A 21,206-nucleotide genomic window follows, 5' to 3' on the forward strand; every position below is an offset into this window, starting at 1 on the left:
TCGTACTGCAGGAGAGGTTCGTCGGAACGGGTGTGGCTATGGTGCGGGATGGGTAGTGGGGAGTGGGTGGGGTTCGTGTCCTGGCGGTCTCCCCGTCACCGCCAGCCATTCACCGGCCATGTCATGAAAGCCGGCTCCTCGTATGGGTGCGCGGCCCGCAGAGCCAGCACAACGCCGTCGAGCATGTCCTCCTGAACAACGCACTCAACCCGGGTTTCGGGCACCTGCTCCTCGATCCCCACCTCACCGATGGCTGGCCGTGCTCCCGGTAGAGGCGTGAAGCGGCCGGTGCCTGGTGAAGTAAAGGCGCAGTGGGAGTAGTCGCCGATTCTCCCGGCGCCTGCGTCGCCAATGGCCAGGAGGACTTCCTCGATATGCGTCTCAGGAACGTAGACAACCAGGGCATGCAGCTGAGCCATAAGGACATCCTGTCAATAAACTTCGGCTACAAACAGGTCTCAACCATTGCAAAACGAGGGACTGCAGCGGACCATGGGTATGTACACCGATTGGGGCAATCTCAAGGTTGTGAGCTGCGGGGCCTGGGAGCGAGGGGCCGGACCCGGCAGCTCAACGGTGATACCGCAAGAATGGGCGCGTTGGGGGCGTCCATTTTTCCGTTAACGACCGCTTCTCCGAGGGTGCTTCGGCGTGGCAAATCAGCCCGATTACACGATGCCGAAATTCTCAGGTACAGTAGTATCTGCTTTCGAATCGGAAGCAAGGAGAATTCGCCTAGCGGCCTATGGCGCACGCCTGGAACGCGTGTTGGGTTAACGCCCTCGGGGGTTCAAATCCCCCATTCTCCGCCGAAAAAGGCTCCGGGATCCAGCTGATCCCGGAGCCTTTCTCTTTGCCCGAAACCCGAGTCCGGCCATGACGGTTTCCCGCATCACGTCCCGCTCATTCCCAGCGCACCATTTGTCCTATGACGTGCTTGGCCGGACCTTTATGCCCTCCTAGGATTGCTTGGACTTGCTCGCAACCAGAGGGGATCCGGTGTCGGACTTCAGTGTAGGAAGAGTCCGGGGCAGGCACCTTGCAGTCCCGCCGAACCGGCACAGCGCGGCCCCGTCGAACCGGCACAGTGCGGCCCCGTCGAACCGGGCTCGGGCGGCGGATCTGGACGCCATCAGGCTTACCGGTATCGCAGCCGTAGTGGTTGGTCATGTCTGGACATCCGGGCCGTTCACCGATGCCCTGTTTGCGTGGCATGTCCCCGTATTTTTCATCCTGACGGGCTATCTGTGGAAGTCGGGCCGGACGGTGCGGGATGAGATCACCCGCCGCTCCAAGACGCTCCTGGTCCCGTACGTTGCGTGGCTGGCCGTCCTCAGTGTCGCGTTCGCTTCCGTGGAGTATCTGCGTGGCGGATCCCTGCCCGTCGAAGCACTCCGAAATGCGGTCTATGGCGGAGCGTTCGCGGTGCGCCCGTATTCGGCGTTCTGGTTTGTGCCGGTCCTCTTTTTCACGGCCGTGCTGTTCCGCTGGCTGGAGCGATTTCCGCCCTGGATGGCGTGGATCATCGCTGGACTTGGGCTGGCAGCAAGCGTTTTTGCCGGGGAGGTGATGGCAAAGACGCCCTTAGGAATAGCCTTGGCGGTGCCGTGCCTGGTGTTCGTTCTCGTCGGACGCGCTTTGCCTGCCATGGTCCATCGCGTCCGGTACAAGACGGCCGTGGGCGTGGGTCTGGTACTTGCTGGCGTTGCCCTGACGGTCGGCGGTGTGGTTCAGCCGCTGAACATGAAGGACGGCGACTTCGGCACAGTCGCGCTGAGCGTGGTCAACGCCTCTGCAATTAGCCTGGGACTGATCCTCGTCTTCGCAGCGCTGTACCGCATGGTCAGCCCGGCGGTGAATCGCCTGACGATCCAGCTGGCCTCCGCCGGGCTGGTGGTGGTTCTCACCCACGCGTTCTTCCTCTACCTGCTCAACACGCCTGCGTCGGGATCGATCTTTGACGCCGTTGTAGCTTTGGCGGTGCCCTTTGCTCTCGCATTGCTGGTGCTCCGGTCGCCGCTCCGGCGCTGGCTGGTGGGTTAGCCGTCAGCCCGCTGCTCGGTATCTTTCTGCTGAGGGGCAGCCACGCGTTCCAGCACTTCCCGGCAGGCCAGAATTGCCGGGTGGATCCGGCCGGCCGTTCTGGTGGATGTGAACACGGTTCGCTCCGGGAGACCGGGAAGGTCCAGGAGTTGGACCGTGCGGGTGCGCCCGGTCCATACGAGGTCCGGCATGAGTGCCACGGCGTTCCCGGATTCAATGAGCCGGATCTGGGCTTGGAGGTCGGCTGTTTCGTAGCGCACGTCCGGTTCGAAGCCCGCGGACCGGCAGGCCTGCTCCGCCCAGTGCCGGGATGCTGCGCCGCGGGGTTCCATGACCCACGGCATTGAGGCGGTGTCCGCGAGGGTGGCTACGGTTTCGCCGCCAAGTCCTACGGGGGGAGTGGCCAGCCGGATGGCGTCGCTGGTGAGGGTTACCCGGTCCAGCCCGCTGTGGTGCGGGGCCGCGTGGCCTGGGTATTGCTCGGCCACCACAAGGTCGAAGTCCCGCGCCCACGTTTCGTAGAGTGCAGTCTCGGGCTCGCGCTGCGTCATCTCCACGCGGACCTCTGGATACTCCTGGCGCATGATGCTGAGGAAATCGGGCAGCAAAGCCAGTGCCGCGGATTGGAACACGGCCAAGCGCACGGTTCCGGTCACCATGGAGAGCGACGCCGCGAGCTCGGTTTCCGCGCGCTCCAAGGTCTCCAGCAGCGCCGCGGTGTGGGCCACGAGGATCTCCGCTTGCGGAGTCAGTTGCACCCGACGCCCCGCTTTTCGCAGCAGCTCCACCCCGGCTTCCTTCTCCAGCAACGTGAGCTGCTGTGAAACTGATGAGGGGCTGTATTGCATCGCATCGGCCACCTCGGCGAGGGTTCCGCGGATCTTTAACTCGTGCAGCAAACGCAGCCTGCGGACGTCCAGCAAGACGACCTCCAAAGGTTCGGGATGGGTAATCAATATTCGTCAGAAAAGATCGCTTTTCCTAACGTGATTGTAGATCCATACTGATGGAAACAAACAAACTTCTCCGTCTCAGAAGGAGCCCCCATGACCAGCACCCTCCCGGATGCCACCGCCCCGCGCACCCAGGATTCCGGGCAGTTCGATGCTTTGGCTCAGGAAGCCATCGCCTTGGTCCGCCACTGGCTTACCGAAGCCAGCAAGATCCCCGTGGATGTGTCCGCGCAGCGTCTCGCCGGTGTCCTGAAGGACCCGAACGGCCTTGACTTCACTGTCGGATTCGTCGACGGCGTCATCCGCCCCGAGGACCTGTCGGTCGCCGGCCGCAAGCTCGCAGAGCTCGCTCCCAAGGTGCCCAAGTTCCTCCCGTGGTACATGCGCAGCGCTGTGCGCGTGGGTGGCGTCATGGCTCCGATTGTCCCGCAGGTTGTCATCCCGATCGCCCGCCGCGTGCTCCGCGAAATGGTGGGCCACCTGATTGTGGACGCCACCGACGCCAAGCTCGGCCCGGCCATCGCCAAGATCCGCCAGGACGGTGTGCACCTGAACGTCAACCTCCTCGGCGAAGCAGTCCTGGGCGAGCACGAAGCCCAGCGCCGCCTGGAAGGCACGTTGAAGCTCCTTGCCCGCGATGACGTGGACTACGTGTCCATCAAGGAATCCTCCACCGTGGCACCTCACTCCCCGTGGGCCTTCGACGAAGCCGTCGACCACGTGGTGGAGAAGCTCACCCCGCTCTACCGCCTTGCCGCGTCCTTCCCCAAGCCCAAGTTCATCAACCTGGACATGGAGGAATACAAGGACCTCAGCATGACCATTGCGGTGTTCAAGCGCATCCTTGACATGCCCGAATTCAAGAACCTTGAGGCCGGCATCGTCCTCCAGGCCTACCTCCCGGACGCCCTCGGCGCCATGCAGGAACTGCAGGAGTGGGCCTCGGCACGCCGCGCCCAGGGTGGCGCACCCATCAAGGTCCGCGTGGTCAAGGGCGCCAACCTTCCTATGGAACAGGTTGAAGCCTCGCTGCATGACTGGCCGCTGGCTACGTGGGGCACCAAGCAGGACTCGGACACCAGCTACAAGAACGTCATCAACTACGCCCTCACCCCGGAGCGCATTGACGCAGTCCGCATCGGCGTGGCAGGCCACAACCTGTTCGATGTCGCTTTCGCCTGGCTGCTGGCGAAGCAGCGGGGCATTGCCCAGCAGGGACAGGGAGCGATTGAATTCGAGATGCTCCTGGGCATGGCAACCGGTCAGGCCACCGCAGTCCGCAAGGACGTGGGCAGCCTCCTCCTGTACACACCGGTGGTCCACCCGGGCGAGTTCGACGTCGCCATCGCCTACCTGATCCGCCGCCTCGAAGAAGGCGCCAGCCAGGAAAACTTCATGTCCGCAGTGTTTGAGCTGAGCGAAAACGAAGCCCTGTTCAAGCGCGAGCAGCAGCGCTTCCTGGACTCCCTGGCAGGCATGACGGACACGGTTCCCGGCCCCAACCGCCAGCAGGACCGCCGCCTCCCCGCCGAGCCTGCCCCGCTTGAAGGCTTCGCCAACACCCCGGACACCGACCCGGCCCTCCCGGCAAACCGAGCCTGGGGCCGTGACATCCTCAAGCGCATCCCCGGTTCCACCGCCGGCAACAAGATCGTGGAGTCCACCAAGGTTTCCGACGCTGCCCAGCTGGATCGCATCATCGCCACCGCCGTAGACCACGGCAAGGCCTGGGGCGCCCGCCCCGCCGCCGAGCGTGCAGCCATCCTGCACCGCGCCGGCGAGGTCCTCGAAGCCCGCCGCGCGGAACTCCTGGAGGTCATGGCTTCCGAGACCGGTAAGACCATCGACCAAGGCGACCCCGAAGTCAGCGAAGCGATCGACTTCGCGCATTACTACGCCGAGCGTGCCAAGGACCTGGAAACGGTCGACGGCGCCACGTTCGTCCCAGCCAACCTCACCGTGGTGACCCCGCCGTGGAACTTCCCGGTGGCGATTCCCGCAGGCTCAACGCTCGCAGCGCTCGCCTCAGGTTCCGCCGTCGTGATCAAGCCTGCAAAGCAGGCCCGCCGCTCCGGTTCGGTCATGGTGGATGCCCTGTGGGAAGCCGGTGTGCCGCGCGAAGTGCTGGCACTGGTGCAGCTTGAAGAGCGTGAGCTCGGCACCCAGCTGGTTTCGCACCCCAGCGTTGACCGCGTGATCCTTACCGGTGGTTACGAAACCGCTGAGCTGTTCCGTTCCTTCCGCCAGGACCTGCCGCTGCTCGCGGAGACCTCCGGTAAGAACGCCATCATCGTCACCCCGAGTGCCGACCTGGACCTCGCCGCGAAGGACGTGGTGTATTCGGCATTCGGCCACGCAGGCCAGAAGTGCTCGGCTGCCTCGCTGGTGATCCTGGTGGGCTCGGTGGCCAAGAGCGCACGCTTCCACAACCAGCTGATCGACGCCGCACGCTCACTGACCGTGGGCTACCCGGAGAACGCCACCACGCAGATGGGGCCGATCATCGAGCCGGCCAACGGCAAGCTCCTCAACGCCCTCACCACCCTGGGCGACGGCGAAACGTGGGCCATCAAGCCCGAGCGCCTCGACGAAACCGGCCGTTTGTGGTCCCCGGGCATCCGTTCCGGCGTCAAGCGTGGCTCCTACTTCCACCTGACCGAGTTCTTCGGTCCGGTCCTGGGTGTTATGACCGCGGAGACCCTCGAGGAAGCCATCGCCATCCAGAACGAGATCGAGTACGGCCTCACCGCCGGCCTCCACTCACTGGACTCCGCTGAAATGGGCGTCTGGTTGGACACTATCCAGGCCGGAAACCTGTACGTCAACCGCGGCATCACCGGTGCGATCGTCCAGCGCCAGCCGTTCGGTGGATGGAAGAAGTCGGCCGTGGGCGCCGGAACCAAGGCCGGTGGACCGAACTACCTGATCGGCCTGGGCAGCTGGCTTCCCGCCGAGGCCAAGGCCAAGCGCGGCACCGTACTTCAGGGCGCTGCCGCACAAATCCTCACCGCCGCCAAGTCTGCGGACGTGACCGCCGAGGAACTCCAGACCCTCCAGCAGTCGCTCTTCAGCGATGCCGCAGCGTGGGAATCCGAGTTCGGCACCCGCAAGGACGTCTCCGCCCTTTCCGCAGAGCGCAACGTCTTCCGTTACCGTTCCCTCCCCGTCACGGTCCGCCTCTCCGAAGGCGAGCGGCTCGCTGAGCTGCTGCGCGTTGTAGCAGCCGGCGCAGTGGCAGGTTCGGCGCTCAAGGTGAGCTCCGCCGTCGTACTTCCTGACGCTGTGGTTACCGTGTTCGCGAACCTGGGCGTCAGCGTCCGTATCGAGGACGACGCCGCGTGGCTGGCCCGTGCAGCCAAGTTCGACGCCGGACGGATCCGCCTGATCGGTGGCGACTTCGCCGCGCTGAGCGCAGCCATGGGTGGTCGTCCGGATGTCGCGGTTTACCACGGTGCTGTGACCCAGGCCGGCCGGATCGAGATGCTGCCGTTCCTCCGCGAGCAGGCCGTGTCCATCACTGCCCACCGCTTCGGCACCCCGAACCACCTGTCGGATCACCTGATCTAGGACCGTTCGCCGAGGGGTGAGCTCTCGGCTGTAAGCACACGTGAAAAGGTTGAAAGCTAACCCCTCGGCGAAGGCCCCCACAAGGTGGGCTTGCGTCGAGGGGTTAGCTTTCGGAGTTATTACCCCGCGAAAGGGGTGAGAGCTCACCCCTCGGCGAAGGCCACGCTCAGGCCGCGTACCCGAGCCTCTGCAACCTCCGCCGGGCAGCCTGCTCGCTGGGCCCGTGGGAGCCCAGGGCAAACCGGACCATGCCCAGGACGGCCCGGGCGGCTGTGATCACGGGCAAAGGAAGAGGACCCAAGCCGGCGCGGCGAATACCCAGCATCTCGCGATACCTGGGTTCGAGGCTTGCGACGGCGGCCGCGAACAGGATGCTGTAACCCGGCTTAAGCAGCGGGCTGAGAGGTGGATAGCGGATAAAGGACACCGTCTCGGCAAGTCGCTCATCAGCCCGAAGTATCCCGGAGGCGTACCACTGCTCAAGTTCTTGGTGGACCTGGGCCTCGGTGAGGGGCGGGTTCTCAACTCCCATCAGCCGCCCTGCTGCTGCCCACTCGCGAACGTAGGCATCGGGCCCGCCGGGGATGGGCCGGCCCCAAATACGGTTGGCGGTAATGAAGGAGTCGGCGTAGGTGACGTGAACCCAGCGCAGGAGTTCCGGATCATTGGCGGCGTACTCGCGCGTTACACCGTTGCCGTCCACGTACGTCCCCCGCACGCGCTCGTGGATCTTCCGCACACGGGCGGTGGCTGCTTCGGCTGCCTCCGTGGAACCGTACGTCACCGTAAAAATCCATCGGACCGTGTTCGCCAGGCGGCCGAGCGGGTCTTTCTGGAAACCGGAGTGCTCGTAGACCCCCGCCAGCGCGCCGGGGTGCAGGGCCTGCATCAACAGGACCCTGATCCCCGCCACGATGGTGGCCACGTGGCCGTGAACCGCCCAGACGGCCGACCCCGGAAGGTGATAGCCGGCGTCGTTCCCCTCTGCGAGGCGCGGCACCCACTCCGGAGGCGTGCCCGACGTTCCTGTGAAGGTGCGCTGCAGTTCGTGCCTGTACTCCGTGAGGTAATTCCTCATAAATCCCATGAGACCTCGCAATTGCGCCGGTGTACAGGGGAAAAACGTGCGGGGTCAGGTGCGGACTCGTCGCCGGGATGGTGCTGCGGCCACCAGCAGGGCGGCGATGGCGACGGCGGCACTCAGGATGAGGCCCGGACGGTACTGTTCCAGCATGGCTTGGGCGCTGACGGTTCCGGCTGCCTGACCGTGACCGCTCACCAGCGCCGTAGTGACCGCCAAAACCAAGGCGGCTCCTACCTGTGTGCTGGTCTGGATCAACCCGGCAGCCAGCCCCTGCTCCGAATCCTTGATCCCGGCCGTCGCCTGAACGTTGATGGACGGGAAAGCCAGAGCGAATCCGATGCCCAGCAGGACCACCGACGGCAGGATGTCCAGCACGTAATTGGGTGTGGTGCCCACGCGGAGGAACAGGACATAGCCGAGACCAAGGGCCGTGAGCCCTGTCAGAATCAGCTGCGTGGCGCCGAACTTTTCAATGAGCCGGTCCGCGAACGGCGCGCTTGTGGCCACCAACAGACCTGCCGGCAGCAGGGCCAGGGCCATTCCCAGCGGCGTCCAACCCAGCACGGACTGCAGGTACATGGTGACGATGAACTGGAAGCTGAGATAGGAGCCGAAGAGCCCCACCGCGCTGAGATTGGCCCGTGCGACCCAGCCTTCTTTGAGGATGCTGAAGCGGATCAGCGGATGCTTGACCTTGTTCTCAATTACCGCGAAGGCTGCCAGCACGGCGATGGAAACTGCGAATCCGGCGATTGTTGCCACAGATCCCCAGCCCTGCTCCGGTGCTGAAACCAGGGTATATACCAGGCCGAGCATGCCCAGTGCGAGGGTCACGGCGCCCCAGATATCGTGCCCGCTGTTCTCCGCTGACGGCTTGTCCTTGGGAATGAACTTCATGCCCAGGAAGACAACGACGACGGCGATGGGCACCGAAACCAGGAACGTCCAACGCCAGCTCAGGCTGGTCATCAGGCCGCCCACCACCAGGCCCAGCGAGAAACCGCTGGCGCCGAACGTGGTGAAGATGGACAGAGCTTTGTTGCGCTCGCGGCCTTCCGCGAAGTTGGTGGTGATGATGGAGAAGCCAGTGGGTGCGGTGAACGCGGCAGCCAGTCCCTTGATGAACCGTGTGGCGATCAGGATGGCGGGGTCATCCACCAGCCCGCCTAGCAGCGAGGCCGCGGCGAAGACGGACAACGCAATGAGGAAGATTCGACGCCGGCCCAACAGATCGGCGAGACGGCCACCAAGGAGCAGGAGGCTCCCGTAGCCCAGAACGTATGCGGAAACGATCCACTGCAGGGAATCCGTTCCGAGGTTGAGCTCCTGTCCGATGGACGGCAAGGCAACGCCGACCATGGAGACGTCCAGCCCGTCCAAAGCCAGGACGGTGCACACAACCATGAGCAGCAGCCACTGGGCCCGTGTCCAGTGAACGGCTGAAACCAAAGGCGGCTCAGTTGAGGTTTTGAGGGTGGTGGGTGATGTCATGGATTCGAATGTACATGACGCGTCATTCAATGACAAGGAATATGATGTGTCATCTTATGACGTGGATTCTAACGCCGTGATGAACTAGAATCGGACCATGGCAACGACGCGTGACCGTCAACTGCATGACCGCCAATTGGTGGAACAGTGGCGCAGCATCCAGAACTCCTACTTCCGCACCGCAGGAGCGATCGACCGCGCCCTCGAAGCCAAGTTCGACATTGGCCTCAACGAGTTCGAAATCCTGGACCTCGTGGCCGAGAGCGAAGAGTCCGCGTGCCGCATGAAGGCCTTGGGGGAGCGCACCCCCATGACCCAGAGTGCCGTGTCAAAGGTGGTGGATCGGCTGGAAAAAGCAGGGCTGGTGTCACGCGAAACCTGCGCCGACGATCGCCGTTCCCTCTTCCTGGAATTGACTGAGGCGGGCCGCGCACTTCACGCCAATGCCGCCGTCGAACACCGTGCCCTGCTGAAGGAAAACCTCGGATCTTAACCTGCGGACGCAAAGCTCAAGATTCTTGAGCCAAAACTGAGCCAACCTTTCGTTGGATGGCACCCGGTAAGCCTTTATTTTCGCTTCCATTCCCGCAACAATGGTGCTTGCACGCCAGGCTGGGGTTTGGTGCCGCTGGCTTTGGGGAGTGTTTTGTGGGCAAGCATCATGAATCAGACCGGGCAGTAGACCTGATCCGCACCGTAGGCTTCCATCGCGTTCTGATCGCGGGAAGCCTGGCCGTCCTGGCTTTCTTTGCGTTTGGGTTCCAACCTCTAAGTTCCGTCTCCAGCAGCTCCGTTGGTGGAGCACTGGCGCAGGGGGTGGTTGAACCAACGGCCCTAGGCACCTTGGTGCCGCCGGAGGCCGAAACGCTGGTGATCGACACCATGCCCGAACCCCCGGAACAAGTCCCCGGCACGCCCATGGTCTACTTCGACCGCGCCTTGGTCCGTACCGTCAGCAAGGACGGCTCCACGGGCCTTACCGTCGCCTCCGCAGGCCTGTCGCGACCACCCGCAGGCAGCCTGTACTCACCGCTTGAGGTCCTCAACAAGAGCTCCTCCTACGGCTACCGCTACAGCCCCTTGACGGGCCTTGCCGGAGAATTCCACTGGGGCCAGGACTACGCAGCAGGCTGCGGCACCCGCGTCTACGCAGCCGACGCCGGTGTAGTGCGGGCCGTCGGGTGGCATGTATGGGGCGGTGGCAACCGTGTTGAAATCGAGCATGGCAACGGCCTGGTCACCACGTACAACCACCTCCAGGCAATAGGAGTCACGCAAGGCCAGTCGGTGCGGGTGGGCGAGGTCATCGCAGAGGTTGGCACCACGGGCTGGTCCACTGGCTGCCACCTGCACTTTGAGACGATCGTGAACGGTTTGCACACTGACCCCGCCAACTGGTCGTTGTTGCCCATCCGGCAGGTTGATGCGCTGCAAACCATCGCCATGGTGAACTACCAGCCCGGCGTTGGCACCGGCACCTCGGCCACACCGCAGTGGGCCGTTCCCGTATCGGATGGCACCACCCGGGCCGTCATCGGTGGAGAGCACGAACACGACGAACCGCTTCCTGTTCCACCCGCGGCACCGTCCGGCACCACTCCGCCGGCAGCTAACCCCCCGAGCAGCCCTGGCGGCACCCAGACCACTCCGCCAGCAACTACGACGCCGGTTCAAACCACGACGCCGACGCCCTCACCTTCCGTGACGGCAACGCCGACGCCGACGGTCACGGCTCCGCTGCCGACCACTGTGACGCCAACCCCGACGACCACTGTGACGCCAACACCGACGACCACTGTGACGCCAACCCCGACGGACAGCACGACTCCACCGCCGTCGACGACCACCGCCCCGGAAACCAGTACCGTCCCGCCGGCAGTTGTTGAACCGGCACCGGTTGCTCCGGCAGTTGTGGAGCCGGCCCCGGCACCCGTTGCTCCGGCCCTTGTTGAGCCTGCCCCGGTTGTGGTGGCTCCTGCACCCGTTGCGCCTGCCGTTGTGGAGCCGGCCCCGGTTGTGGTTGCCCCAGCCCCCGTTGCTCCGGCCCTTGTGGAGCCGGCCCCGGTTGTGGTTGCCCCGGCACCGGTCATCGTGGAGCAGGCTCCGGTAGTGACCCAGACCGTGGTTCCGGCAGCTCCTGCCCCTCCGGTCGCTCCGGCGCCCGCACCGGTTGCTGTCCTCCCGACGTCGCTGCCGGCAGTGGTCCTTCCGCCCGGATACATCCTGATCGCACCAGACCTGGTCCAGCGGCCGGACGGCGTGATCGTGCCGTTGTCCTCGCTCATCATTCCGACGCCCTAGGTTTCTCTACCTGAGTCAGCTCCCGTAAGCTCGATGGCGGCAATCCCGCCAGACGACGTCGTCAGGAAGCGAATCCCATGACCAGCCTGTACAGCATTCCCCTCACCTTCAACGATGGCACCGAAGCGGACTTCGGCCGGTTCGAGGGCAAAGCGGTGCTGGTGGTGAACGTCGCTTCCGAATGTGGCTATACGCGCCAGTACGCGGGCCTGGAAGAGCTGTATGGAAAGTATCGGGCGCAGGGTTTGGAAATCCTCGGCGTGCCCTGCAACCAGTTCGGCGGGCAGGAGCCCGGCGCTGATGACGTGATCGCCGAGTTCTGTGAACGCAATTTTGGTGTGACCTTCCCGCTCACCAGCAAAGCCAACGTCCTTGGCAAGCAGCAGCATCCCCTGTTCGCGGAGCTGACCCGGGACGAGGACGGGCAGTCGGCCAAGGTGAAGTGGAACTTCGAAAAGTTCGTCATAAATCGCGGGGGTGAACTCGTGGCAAGGTTCCCATCCGCAGTGGAGCCTGACTCCGAAGACCTTATGGAAGCAGTGGAAAAGGCGCTGTTGTAAGCCGCCGATTCCGAAAGGAGGAAAAGTAATTTTCCAACATTCCGCCGGAAGTTAGCCGGTTGTTGGCTTGTTGTCTGGTTGGATTGGGACTACTGGATTGATACGGGAGGCGCCGTCTCCCACCAAACGCTAAGGCGAAGCTATGGAGCTCATCGAGGCCGAATACCCCAAACCAGGTCATGTGCTTTTGCACCTGAGCGATCTTCACCTGGTAGGTGGTCCGGGCACGCTCCACGGTTCGGTGGACAGCGCAGCCAGGCTTCAGGAGATCTGCGAGCAGATCGTGGCCTCCAGGATCAGGCCCGCAGCCATCATCTTCACCGGAGACCTCGCGGACAAGGGCGAGCTTGAAGCCTACGAGAGTCTCCGCGAGATGATCGAACCTCTCTGCGACTCACTGGGTGCCAAGGCCATCTGGGCCATGGGCAACCACGACAACCGCGCAAATTTCCGGTCCGCGTTCGCTGACGCCTCCGAGGCCAGCAAGCCGCAGGACCCGGTAGACCGCAGCTACTTTGTCAACGGACTCCGCATCATCACCTTGGACACCACGGTTCCGGGGCATCACCACGGTGAGTTGTCGGAATCCCAGCTGGACTGGCTGGCCTCCGAATTAGCCACACCGGCCCCGGACGGCACCATCCTGGCACTGCACCACCCGCCTGTCCCGTGCGTGCAGGACCTCGCCGTGTTGGTGGAGTTGCGCGGCCAAGCCGCACTGGCCGCCGTCGTGCGTAATACGGACGTCCGCACTATCCTGGGTGGCCACCTGCATTACTCGACGACGGCGAGCTTCGCCGGCATCCCGGTTTCGGTTGCCTCCGCCACGTGTTACACCCAGGACCTGGCGGTGCGCGCAGGTGGACAGCGAGGGCGCGACGGAGCGCAGTCCTACAACATGATCCACGTTTACGAACACACGATTGTGCATTCGATAGTGCCGATGTCCGGTGGTGTGACCGTGGGTGAGCCGGTGGACGCAGCAGAGGTTCAGCGGCGACTGGCCGAGGCCGGCATCCGCATTCCGCACGAGTCCAGGGTGGGGGCCCACACCTCACCGGGCACGCACACCTCGTCGCTCCCGCTTGTTTCGCCCGGAGCTTTTACTTCTCCCAAGGCGCCTTGACGGGGAAGTACTTCTCCAGGAAGTCGGTCACCAGGTCGGCGCGCTCGTTGGCTTCAACCTCCGGGAAACTGCCGTCATTCAGGCAGAAGAAATCCATGTGGCGCTTTGCCAGAAGCTTGGGCAGGTAGTGGAGCCCGGCCCACATGGTGGAGTCCACGTATCTGACTTTGGCGCTGGTCTGGGTGACGGCACGGCCGGTGAGCAAGGCGTAATAGTGGTAGAACGAGTTGGTCACCGAGATGTTGTCCGCGGCCCGGAAGCGACTGCCGGCGGTCTTCGCGAACTCGGCCGGGAATTCCTTCTCCATGCGGGCCACGACGCTGCGGCGCAGCGGCGCCGCGGTGTGCTCAAGGTGCCTGGTGGTGATCCTGCCGAAGCGCTCCCATAGGAGCCTGCGGTTCACACGGGCGGCGTTCTCAAAGCCGCTGCGTTCGGCGTCATTCTCGCCCAGCCCAATGCGGGTGTCCGCTTCGATGAACTTGGTGATGCCGCCGGGCGTGAAGAACATGTCCGGGCCCACGGGACGGCCGAAGAACATGTCGTCATTGGAGTACAGGAAGTGCTCTGAGAGGCCCTTGATGTGGTGCAGCTGGCATTCCACGGCCTGCGAATTATGGGTGGGCAGCACGGAGGGGTCGGCGAAGAATTCCTCGCTGCGCACAATGGTCACCGACGGGTGGTCGGCCAGCCATTCCGGTGCAGGGGAGTCCGTGGCGATGAAGATCCTCCGGATCCACGGCGCGAACATGTGCACCGAACGCAACGCATATTTCAGCTCGTTGATCTGCCGGAAGCGTGCCTCATGATCGTCGCCCTCGCCGAGGACAGCCTCGGCCTGCTGCGCGCGCCTCCTGGCGATGTACTCGGGGTCGCTGCCGTCCACCCACGAGAAGACGATGTCGATGTCAAAGTCGATGTCGCTGGCGTGATCAGCGAACATGTTCTCGATGGTGGGCCAGGTCAGTCCGTGCCGCTGAACTGTGCCGCGCACCGCGTCCTGGCGCAGCATGGTGCGGCGGGTCAGGGAGTTCTCTACGGGCAGTTCCAAGTGATCGCCTTCGAACCGCCACAGCTCCAGCTGCACGCCCAAGGCCGGGCCGTACCAGAGGCCGCCACCGATCTCGACGCGCGGCCGGTAGAGGCGGAAGATGCGGGCCTTCCGGTTAGCCGTGAGATCGCCGTCGGCCACCAACATGGAGGTCTTCTTCTTGGCGTCCACGGTCATGGAATAGAAGGGCTCATTCCGGAACGCCGTGACCAGTGCCTCACGGACGTCCTTCCGCGACTCCCAGTCAACCGCAATAACAGGCCGCTCATCATTGCCACGCACCAGGATGAAGTCCACACCAGCGGCGTCCAAAGCGGCCCGGACAGCCAGAAGATCGGACACCATGGCCTGTTGCGGGGTCAGGTCGCCGTTGACCAGGGCGTACCGCCCGCGGTGACGGACGACGTCGGACCTGTGCTTAAGATGCGCGACGACGGCAGGCGAGATTGCCTCGGCAATCGTGTCCTCTTCGATGGACGGGCTGCCGTGGTAAATCGGATCGACCTGTGCTTGTGTGATGGCTGTATCTCCGGGATCGTTGCGGTGCGGGTTGCTCTGAAACTCTAAAACTATGTTGCGCTGGAACTTAGATGGAAAGTGCCTCGCGCCAGCTGCGGAGGAAAGCGCCGCCGGCGTCGTCGTGGATAACGTCGTCCGTCAACTCCAGGTCAGCGGCCGTCAGGACGGTGTAAGGCTTCACCGGTACGCCATCTGCGGGCCGGACGTCCACGTGCTTCACATCGTGATCGTTGTGGTGAAGCCAGTCTGCCATGGCGTAGTCCGTACGGGAATCACCCACTGTCCTCCAGGAGAGCGGGGTGATGCCCTGCGCTGCCAGGAGTTCAACGGCGCGGCTGGCTCCGAGGTCCTTGCCCAGGCGGACGGATTCGATGTCCGTGGAGATGATGGTGGGGTCCAGGCGGTAATCCGCGGTGTCATCGGACCCAGGTGCGTGGTGGTCCAGGATGGCGGCGTTGAGGCCATGGCGTCCCATGATGTCCAAGGCATCGGCGTCGAAGAGTTTCTGTTCGGCCAGGTAATCTTCGCTGGCCACCTCAACGTGCTGCTCCACGGAGACCATGGCGCGCTTGGTCTCATCGAAGAACATATGCGCGGAGTAGTCTTCGGCAACAAGCCTGCGGATGTCATCCCCGTATGCCTTGGGCACGGCGAGTTCGTGGTCCACGTGGATGGGGCCAGGGCCGGCAGCGGTGTAGCTGAACCAGACGGCGCCCTTTTCGCAGATGGCGTGGATGACGGTATCAGCCGGCATTCCGGCCTCGATCATCGGCCCCATGACCTGTTCGCTTATGAAGGCATCCGAGCGGCCAGTGTTGAAAATGACGGGGATGCCGGCCGAGGCAAGGGCCACCATGTCCGCGATGATGTCCGGCTTGACGTCGCGCGTCACAGGGCTGGCGATAGGGCCATCGACATCCAGCAGCAACGCCAAAGCTGGCGTGGCGCGGGCAGCGGTCCGGTCAGTACCTTGCAGCGGTTGAGTCATGACCCCATTCTGTCAGTCCCGGAGGTTCGCTTCACAGCTGTGACGTCTGTGACGCCTGTGGAGGAGATTCTTCGGTGACGGCATGCTTACGGTGTGGCACGTTCAGTCGAAGCCAAGATTCAAGCCCTTACAGCGCGCCAACCTTTTCATCGCCTTGCCAGAGATACGGCCCTCTGGTCAGCGGGCGTGTGACAAAGGGCTGTCGTATCCGGCCCGTAGTCTCTGGAGAGACCTTCCAACGATGATGTACGAGAGAGACCGGACTATGGCCCACGAATTCGCCCAGCAGCCCCACGCGACACCACCCAACTATCCCAAGCGCGAGGCTGACGACGGACAGGAAGAGGGGCCGTTTTTCTTCCCCGACCTAGAGGGCGCCGCGTTCAGGTCCAAAGCCACAACCTTTGCCGTCATCGGGATTTTCTTCTTCGGCGTCATCTTTGGTCCCCTGGCGATCAGGAATGCTGCCAAGGCCGAGGCCCTGGGGGTGCGGGCTCCATTCGGGAGAATCTGTGGCTGGATTGTCCTTATTCTGAACGGCCTGAACATTTGCCTGCTCATGCTCGGAGCCGTTCTCGCCCTGTCCGGAGCCTTCAACGGTTCATCCCCATCGGTCGAGAGCACAGTTAAGTCCGTTGTCGAGAAAGCGCGCAATCTTCAGGGAGAGCTCCCGATGCAAGTGGACTCCGTCACCTCCTTGACTGGAATCGAGGCCGAAGGCGATGCGATCCGTTACGACCTCGTCCTCTCGTCCAGCGTCGACCCGTCCACACTCAGCGCAGAGTCCGTACGCGGCATGGTCCTTCCGACCGTATGTGCAGCCACATCGACGAAAGAAATTCTTGATGCCGGTATCAAGATGAAGTACGTGTACACATTCGAGGGAAGCGCCAAGAGTGTGGAATTCACCGTCACCAAGGCGGCGTGCGCAGCTCTTTGAGCAAGCGCTGGGGGTAGGTCCTCGCGCGGGACGATGGGAACCGCGTCAGTAGAGTGAGCCCATGGTTGGAGCAGAAGCTGATAGTCACCTTTTGGCTACAACGTGCCTGTGCTGCCGGTCACAAGTTCCGTTCGGGCGGCTTCTTCCATAGGCTTGCAGAGTGATCTTCAAAGCTGTGGGCGAGGGACGCCCGTACCCTGACCATGGATACTCTGCGCCGCGGGACTGGGCTGCCCTTCCCCCGCGCCCTATCCGCCTGGATGAACTGGTTACCACCAAACGGACCCTGGATTTGGAGGCACTGTTGGCTGAGGACTCAACCTTCTTTGGTGATTTGTTCCCGCACGTCGTCCAGTATCAAGGCGTCATGTATCTCGAAGACGGGCTTCACAGGGCGGTTCGCACGGCTCTCCACCAGAGGACGGCCATTCACGCACGTGTATTGGTGATCGATGGCTAGTAAGCGCAGGCGTCCCAAGGATGTGACGCAGCTCCACGGTCACCGCGTGGTGACAGGCCCGGAGCTTCGGGCAACCTTTGCCGAGGACGCCCAGGCGCACAAGGGCCGCTTCGGGCGGCGACTGTTCCATGGGATCGTCCTGGTCCTCCTGGTTGGCGTCATAGCGGCCGGTGCCGTGGGTGCGTGGGCGATCATGAACGGGGTGGTCAAGGTTCCAAGCTCCATCGCCAGCAAAGCGCCCACCAGTCTCTGTCCCACCACCCAGTTCGACTACGTCCCGAACGAGACCGTGACACTCAATGTCTTCAACGCCACGTCACGCGGAGGACTGGCCGGCACGGTGGCAGACCAGTTCACGGCCCGTGGCTACAAGGTGGCGTCGGTGGACAACAGCGATACCGCGTACTCGGGCATCGGCGTGGTGGTCTCCGGAGTCAAGGGCCAGGCGGCGGCGTTCAACGTCCAGCGGAACCTTGCCGGTACGGATTACTTCGAGGACAACCGCGAGGACGAGTCGGTGGACGTCATTCTCACGCCTGGCTTCGAGGGATTGGTGGAAGCCCAGCTGGTGGACCAGACCCCGGGCACACTGCAGTGCCCGCGTGAGGACCTGCGGATCGCGGACAACTCCAAGTGGCCCATTATCCCCACGCTTCCAGCCGCACAGTAGCTAGCCGGGCTTGATGAGTGCTTGATGAGCTTGCCCGTTTCGATGGGTAGCTGCGCCTCGTGCCGTGCGAACGGCATCGTGTGCAGTTAGCCCACGAATCGGAAGGTATCCGTTGTAACGGGTTGCTCAACCCGCCAGGGCGTCGTGGGTCGGCTCTTCCAGGCGCAAAGGCCGGCCGGCTTCGTCGAAGCGGGCCCCTGCGCCCAACTGGATGAACCGCACTGTCTGCGCTGTGCGGGCTTCGACGTCGGAGGTTGGGGCTGGCGGGGGAGTGTCGCCGTCGGGCGTTCGGTTGCGTCGTGCGGCGCTGGCGGACAGTGTCCCGTGAATGAGCCGCGCCAACTGGGCGACGTCGATGTCCGGAAGGTATCCCTGCCGGACCCCGTCCTGGAGGATGTCCTGAAGCAGGACGTTGAGATCGCCCACATGGTCTGCGAGCTTCGCGAAGGACCCGGGGGAGAGGACCGCGGCCATGGCCGGACCCGGAGGCAGGTGGCGGCGGCTGAGATCCTCCACCTGGGCGCGAACATACAGCGCAAGCCTGTCCACGGGGTTTTCCAGGGCGGCCAGCGAATCCCGGAGGTCCACGATGAAACGCTCGGTCTCGTCCAAGGCGTACGCGATGAGCAGTTGTTCCATGTCCGCGTAATAGTTGTAGACCGCGGTGCGTCCAACGCCTGCGTGTCGGGCGACGTCCGTCATGGTGAGCCCGGGGAGGCCATGGGTGAAGAGGAGCTCTCCAAAAGCGGTCAGAATCCGACGTTGGGTCTCGGCACGTTGGGCAGCATTCGTGGCGGCCGTGATCCTGGGCATATAGACACTTTACAGTGATCTGTCAGCAAACGGGTGCCCGACGCGGTGACTGACGAGGCGGGCGGTAACATCGTCAGCAAACGCATAACAAGCATCTAGGGGGCGTCTTGCGCGCAACGGTTAAGGACGTCGCGCGCCGTGCAGGGGTCTCGCCTAAGACGGTATCGAACGTGATGAACGGGATCGTGCCCGTTAGTGGCCCCACGCGGCTCAGGGTAGAGCAGGCCATGGCGGAGCTGGACTACGTCCCCAATCTTTCGGCCCGCGGACTGCGGAACGGCCGCTCAGGTGTCATTGGACTGGCGTTGCCGGATCTGGCTACCCCCTTCTCTGCGGAGATTGCCCAAAGCATTGTGGAGGTTGCCCACGAGCAAGGCTTCAGCGTGCAGATCGAGGAAACCGGCTCTGACCCGCAGCGTGAGCACGAGTTGATGACACGTGCGCGTGCCAACCTCATCGACGGACTGATCCTCAACCCCGTTGTGCTGAGGGAGAGCGCCGTCCAGGTGGGTGTCGCGCTCCCTCCAGTGGTCCTCCTGGGGGAAGTTAAGCAGCAGTTGGCCGACCGTGTCTTCGTGGACAGCTTCGCGGCGGCGCGGGACATGACCCTGGCTCTGGCCAGACCCGGGCGAACGCGTATTGCGGTTCTGGGTGTCAATCGCGGAAGGCAATCCGCCACGGCGATCCAGCGGGCGGGCGGCTACGAGGCCGCACTCCAGATGCTGGGTATTGCCAAGGATGAGTCGTTGCTGATCTCTTGCGACAGTTGGACGCCCGCGTCATCCGCTTCAGCACTGGCAGAGTATCTGGACGCGAATCCCCTGCCCGAGGCTCTGTTCTGTTTCACCGACTCCATGGCTCTGGGCGCCCTGAATACCTTGTGGAAGAGGGGAGTGCGCGTTCCGGATGACATCGCGGTAGCCGGTTTCGACGACGTGATCGACGGGCGCTTTGCGGTACCTTCCTTGACCACGGTGTCCTTCGACAAACGGGCTATTGCCACGGAAGCCCTGCGCCTGCTGACCGAACGCATGTCCGACAGGTCCCACGGTCAGCGCTTGGTGGAGATCGATTACAGCATCGTGGAACGGGACAGCAGCAAGGGCTGAAACGATAGCCCCGCATTAAATTGTGCGCGCTAACAATTTTCTCTTGCCCTGCCTATTACATCGATGTAATGTGAGACCTGCGTCACCCCCGGGCCAACCTTTACCCGAGCGTGGGGACGCAACGGAGCCGGACTTTGAGCAGTAGAGCAGTGACCTTTCAGCGGACCCATCCAAAGGAGTGACGGGTGAAGCAGTTTGAATCTTTGACCGGGAAACAGTTGTCCCGGAGACAGTTATTGACAGGATCGGCCCTTCTGGGCGGCGGCCTCCTGGCCACAGGCCTCACCGGCTGCGGAGGCGCAGCCCAGGCCGCCGCAGTGCAGGACATCGGGTTTTGGCACCTCCTTTCCGGCGGTGATGGCATCAAGATGCAGGCCATGATCAACAGCGCCAACCAAGCCAATGCCGGTTTCAAGGTGCACCCCACAGTGCTTGCATGGGGTCCGCCGTACTACACCAAACTGGCCATGGCCTCCGCTGGCGGGCGTCCTCCAGAGGTAGCCATCATGCACGCCAGCCGGGTTCCCGGGTATGCGCCAGGTGGACTCATTGAGCCGTGGGACCTGGACCTGCTTGCAGAGAATGGCGTCACGGCCTCCGACTTCGCTCCCAGGATCTGGGAGAAGAGCCAACACAACGGCAAGGTCTTCTCCATAGCCCTGGACTCCCACCCATTCGTCATGTTCTATAACACCGACGTAGCCGGCAAAGCGGGACTCTTGGGCAGCAACGGCCAGCTCCAGGAAGTGCGCTCGCCGGAAGAGTTCAAAGCCATGGCGCTGGAAATGCAGAAGGTGACCAAAGCCCACGGCCTATCCTTCGGCTACCTGGGCAGCGGCTCGCAGATGTGGCGCCTGTTCTACACCCTCTACAAGCAGCACGGCGTGGACATGGAACTGACACCGGGCCAGCCCATGAAAGTGGACCGGGACGCGGCCATTGAATCGCTGGAGTTCATGGCCTCCCTCTTTGATGACACCATCGCAGCCCAGGCCGGAGACATCAGCACAGGCATCGCGGAGTTTGCCCGCGGCGGCTCCGGAATGCTGTTCAGTGGCGTATGGGAACTGCCCACCATGAAGAAAGCCGGAATACCCGTTGATGCGGCCACCATTCCCACTCTTTACGGGACCCCGGCCTCCTATGCGGACTCGCACTCCTTTGTCCTCCCGCGCCAATTAAACCTCAACGAGGACAAGCGCAGAGACGTTTACAAGTTCGTCACGGACGTCCTCAAGGGTTCGCTGTCCTGGGCAGAAGCGGGACACATCCCCGGCTACCAGCCAGTGGTCCAATCACAGGCCTACCGTGAGCTCACGCCCCAGATCCACTACGCCAACGCGGCGGACATCATCGCCTACGACCCCGAGTCCTGGTTCAGCGGCTCCGGCTCGGACTGGCAGACCTACTTCGCGGAGAACGTGCAGAACGTCCTCCTTGGAAGGGACAAGGCAGCCGCAGGATGGGATGCCTTCGAGCAACGCACCAACACCCTCCTCTCCCGTCCCAACCCGGTCTGACCGGCCCACGTACC

The 21,206-nt window shown here is 63.4% G+C and carries 18 protein-coding genes and 1 tRNA gene; 12 read left to right on the forward strand and 7 right to left on the reverse strand.

Annotated elements, in window-relative coordinates; translation table 11 throughout:
- Nucleotides 1–95: 95 nt before the first annotated feature.
- Nucleotides 96–419 (reverse strand): YqfO family protein, encoded by a 324-nt coding sequence (locus ARUE_RS03190; RefSeq protein ID WP_014920704.1) that lies wholly within the window; start codon nucleotides 417–419, stop codon nucleotides 96–98.
- Nucleotides 420–724: 305 nt separating this feature from the next.
- Between ARUE_RS03190 and ARUE_RS03195 the strand changes: the two genes are divergently transcribed.
- Both ARUE_RS03195 and ARUE_RS03200 read left to right on the forward strand, forming a co-directional pair.
- A tRNA-Ser gene (locus ARUE_RS03195) sits at nucleotides 725–809 on the forward strand.
- A 190-nt stretch (nucleotides 810–999) separates the two neighbouring features.
- Nucleotides 1,000–2,043 carry an acyltransferase family protein gene (locus ARUE_RS03200; RefSeq protein WP_286140247.1) on the forward strand — a complete coding sequence of 348 codons (1,044 nt, stop codon included), beginning with the start codon at nucleotides 1,000–1,002 and terminating at the stop codon, nucleotides 2,041–2,043.
- On the opposite strand, the gene ARUE_RS03205 is transcribed toward ARUE_RS03200, so the two are convergent.
- The gene (locus tag ARUE_RS03205; protein ID WP_014920706.1) at nucleotides 2,040–2,966 is read right to left on the reverse strand and encodes a LysR family transcriptional regulator; all 927 of its coding nucleotides are present in this window, start codon (nucleotides 2,964–2,966) and stop codon (nucleotides 2,040–2,042) included. The genes ARUE_RS03200 and ARUE_RS03205 overlap by 4 nt on opposite strands.
- A 123-nt stretch (nucleotides 2,967–3,089) precedes the next feature.
- Between ARUE_RS03205 and ARUE_RS03210 the strand changes: the two genes are divergently transcribed.
- Nucleotides 3,090–6,563: a bifunctional proline dehydrogenase/L-glutamate gamma-semialdehyde dehydrogenase gene (locus ARUE_RS03210; RefSeq protein WP_014920707.1), complete on the forward strand. Its 3,474-nt coding sequence runs from the start codon at nucleotides 3,090–3,092 to the stop codon at nucleotides 6,561–6,563.
- A gap of 166 nt (nucleotides 6,564–6,729) precedes the next feature.
- Here ARUE_RS03210 and ARUE_RS03215 read toward each other — a convergent pair whose 3' ends face one another.
- Together ARUE_RS03215 and ARUE_RS03220 are read right to left on the reverse strand one after the other, a co-directional pair.
- Nucleotides 6,730–7,650 carry an oxygenase MpaB family protein gene (locus ARUE_RS03215; RefSeq protein WP_014920708.1) on the reverse strand — a complete coding sequence of 307 codons (921 nt, stop codon included), beginning with the start codon at nucleotides 7,648–7,650 and terminating at the stop codon, nucleotides 6,730–6,732.
- Nucleotides 7,651–7,695: 45 nt separating this feature from the next.
- Nucleotides 7,696–9,138: an MFS transporter gene (locus ARUE_RS03220; protein WP_014920709.1), complete on the reverse strand. Its 1,443-nt coding sequence runs from the start codon at nucleotides 9,136–9,138 to the stop codon at nucleotides 7,696–7,698.
- 97 nt (nucleotides 9,139–9,235) lie between these two features.
- Here ARUE_RS03220 and ARUE_RS03225 point away from each other — a divergent pair, with 97 nt between their 5' ends.
- From ARUE_RS03225 to ARUE_RS03240, 4 genes are all read left to right on the forward strand, one after another.
- Entirely contained in the window at nucleotides 9,236–9,631 is a 396-nt protein-coding gene (locus tag ARUE_RS03225) for a MarR family winged helix-turn-helix transcriptional regulator (protein WP_011773425.1), read from the forward strand.
- A 155-nt stretch (nucleotides 9,632–9,786) separates the two neighbouring features.
- On the forward strand, nucleotides 9,787–11,439 hold the full coding sequence (locus ARUE_RS03230) for a M23 family metallopeptidase (RefSeq protein ID WP_014920710.1): 1,653 nt from the start codon (nucleotides 9,787–9,789) through the stop codon (nucleotides 11,437–11,439).
- A gap of 77 nt (nucleotides 11,440–11,516) precedes the next feature.
- Nucleotides 11,517–11,999, forward strand: a complete 483-nt coding sequence (locus ARUE_RS03235) for a glutathione peroxidase (protein ID WP_011773427.1) — start codon at nucleotides 11,517–11,519, stop codon at nucleotides 11,997–11,999.
- A gap of 142 nt (nucleotides 12,000–12,141) precedes the next feature.
- A complete protein-coding gene (locus tag ARUE_RS03240; protein WP_011773428.1) occupies nucleotides 12,142–13,125 on the forward strand; it encodes a phosphodiesterase in 984 nt (327 codons plus the stop codon).
- On the opposite strand, the gene ARUE_RS03245 is transcribed toward ARUE_RS03240, so the two are convergent.
- Together ARUE_RS03245 and ARUE_RS03255 are read right to left on the reverse strand one after the other, a co-directional pair.
- Nucleotides 13,103–14,692, reverse strand: a complete 1,590-nt coding sequence (locus ARUE_RS03245; RefSeq protein WP_374100565.1) for a stealth family protein — start codon at nucleotides 14,690–14,692, stop codon at nucleotides 13,103–13,105. The two genes, ARUE_RS03240 and ARUE_RS03245, sit on opposite strands and share 23 nt — an antisense overlap.
- Nucleotides 14,693–14,759: 67 nt before the next feature.
- Nucleotides 14,760–15,680, reverse strand: coding sequence for a Cof-type HAD-IIB family hydrolase (locus ARUE_RS03255; RefSeq protein WP_014920711.1), 921 nt, complete (start codon nucleotides 15,678–15,680; stop codon nucleotides 14,760–14,762).
- A gap of 265 nt (nucleotides 15,681–15,945) precedes the next feature.
- Between ARUE_RS03255 and ARUE_RS03260 the strand changes: the two genes are divergently transcribed.
- The 3 genes from ARUE_RS03260 (at nucleotide 15,946) to ARUE_RS03270 (ending at nucleotide 17,750) form a co-directional block, all read left to right on the forward strand.
- A complete protein-coding gene (locus ARUE_RS03260) occupies nucleotides 15,946–16,620 on the forward strand; it encodes a hypothetical protein (RefSeq protein WP_286140249.1) in 675 nt (224 codons plus the stop codon).
- Nucleotides 16,621–16,780: 160 nt separating this feature from the next.
- The gene (locus tag ARUE_RS03265) at nucleotides 16,781–17,080 is read left to right on the forward strand and encodes a type II toxin-antitoxin system VapB family antitoxin (RefSeq protein ID WP_011773432.1); all 300 of its coding nucleotides are present in this window, start codon (nucleotides 16,781–16,783) and stop codon (nucleotides 17,078–17,080) included.
- Nucleotides 17,081–17,102: 22 nt separating this feature from the next.
- Nucleotides 17,103–17,750: a LytR C-terminal domain-containing protein gene (locus ARUE_RS03270; RefSeq protein ID WP_011773433.1), complete on the forward strand. Its 648-nt coding sequence runs from the start codon at nucleotides 17,103–17,105 to the stop codon at nucleotides 17,748–17,750.
- Nucleotides 17,751–17,876: 126 nt separating this feature from the next.
- Here ARUE_RS03270 and ARUE_RS03275 read toward each other — a convergent pair whose 3' ends face one another.
- Complete coding sequence (locus tag ARUE_RS03275; RefSeq protein WP_014920713.1) at nucleotides 17,877–18,563, reverse strand: TetR/AcrR family transcriptional regulator; 687 nt, start codon at nucleotides 18,561–18,563, stop codon at nucleotides 17,877–17,879.
- Nucleotides 18,564–18,670: 107 nt separating this feature from the next.
- Between ARUE_RS03275 and ARUE_RS03280 the strand changes: the two genes are divergently transcribed.
- Together ARUE_RS03280 and ARUE_RS03285 are read left to right on the forward strand one after the other, a co-directional pair.
- On the forward strand, nucleotides 18,671–19,672 hold the full coding sequence (locus tag ARUE_RS03280) for a LacI family DNA-binding transcriptional regulator (protein WP_043469753.1): 1,002 nt from the start codon (nucleotides 18,671–18,673) through the stop codon (nucleotides 19,670–19,672).
- 185 nt (nucleotides 19,673–19,857) lie between these two features.
- Nucleotides 19,858–21,192, forward strand: coding sequence for an extracellular solute-binding protein (locus tag ARUE_RS03285; protein WP_014920715.1), 1,335 nt, complete (start codon nucleotides 19,858–19,860; stop codon nucleotides 21,190–21,192).
- The last annotated feature ends 14 nt before the right edge of the window (nucleotides 21,193–21,206 follow it).

Source organism: Arthrobacter sp. Rue61a (assembly GCF_000294695.2).
GTDB classification, from domain to species: domain Bacteria; phylum Actinomycetota; class Actinomycetes; order Actinomycetales; family Micrococcaceae; genus Arthrobacter; species Arthrobacter aurescens_A.

What these genes read in the sequence shown, in the direction of transcription:
- ARUE_RS03190 (WP_014920704.1), bottom strand. Translation starts at nt 419, where the DNA reads ATGGCTCAGCTGCATGCCCTGGTTGTCTACGTTCCTGAGACGCATATC.
- ARUE_RS03210 (WP_014920707.1), top strand. Translation starts at nt 3,090, where the DNA reads ATGACCAGCACCCTCCCGGATGCCACCGCCCCGCGCACCCAGGATTCC.
- ARUE_RS03215 (WP_014920708.1), bottom strand. Translation starts at nt 7,650, where the DNA reads ATGGGATTTATGAGGAATTACCTCACGGAGTACAGGCACGAACTGCAG.
- ARUE_RS03220 (WP_014920709.1), bottom strand. Translation starts at nt 9,138, where the DNA reads ATGACATCACCCACCACCCTCAAAACCTCAACTGAGCCGCCTTTGGTT.
- ARUE_RS03225 (WP_011773425.1), top strand. Translation starts at nt 9,236, where the DNA reads ATGGCAACGACGCGTGACCGTCAACTGCATGACCGCCAATTGGTGGAA.
- ARUE_RS03235 (WP_011773427.1), top strand. Translation starts at nt 11,517, where the DNA reads ATGACCAGCCTGTACAGCATTCCCCTCACCTTCAACGATGGCACCGAA.
- ARUE_RS03240 (WP_011773428.1), top strand. Translation starts at nt 12,142, where the DNA reads ATGGAGCTCATCGAGGCCGAATACCCCAAACCAGGTCATGTGCTTTTG.
- ARUE_RS03255 (WP_014920711.1), bottom strand. Translation starts at nt 15,680, where the DNA reads ATGACTCAACCGCTGCAAGGTACTGACCGGACCGCTGCCCGCGCCACG.
- ARUE_RS03260 (WP_286140249.1), top strand. Translation starts at nt 15,946, where the DNA reads ATGGCCCACGAATTCGCCCAGCAGCCCCACGCGACACCACCCAACTAT.
- ARUE_RS03275 (WP_014920713.1), bottom strand. Translation starts at nt 18,563, where the DNA reads ATGCCCAGGATCACGGCCGCCACGAATGCTGCCCAACGTGCCGAGACC.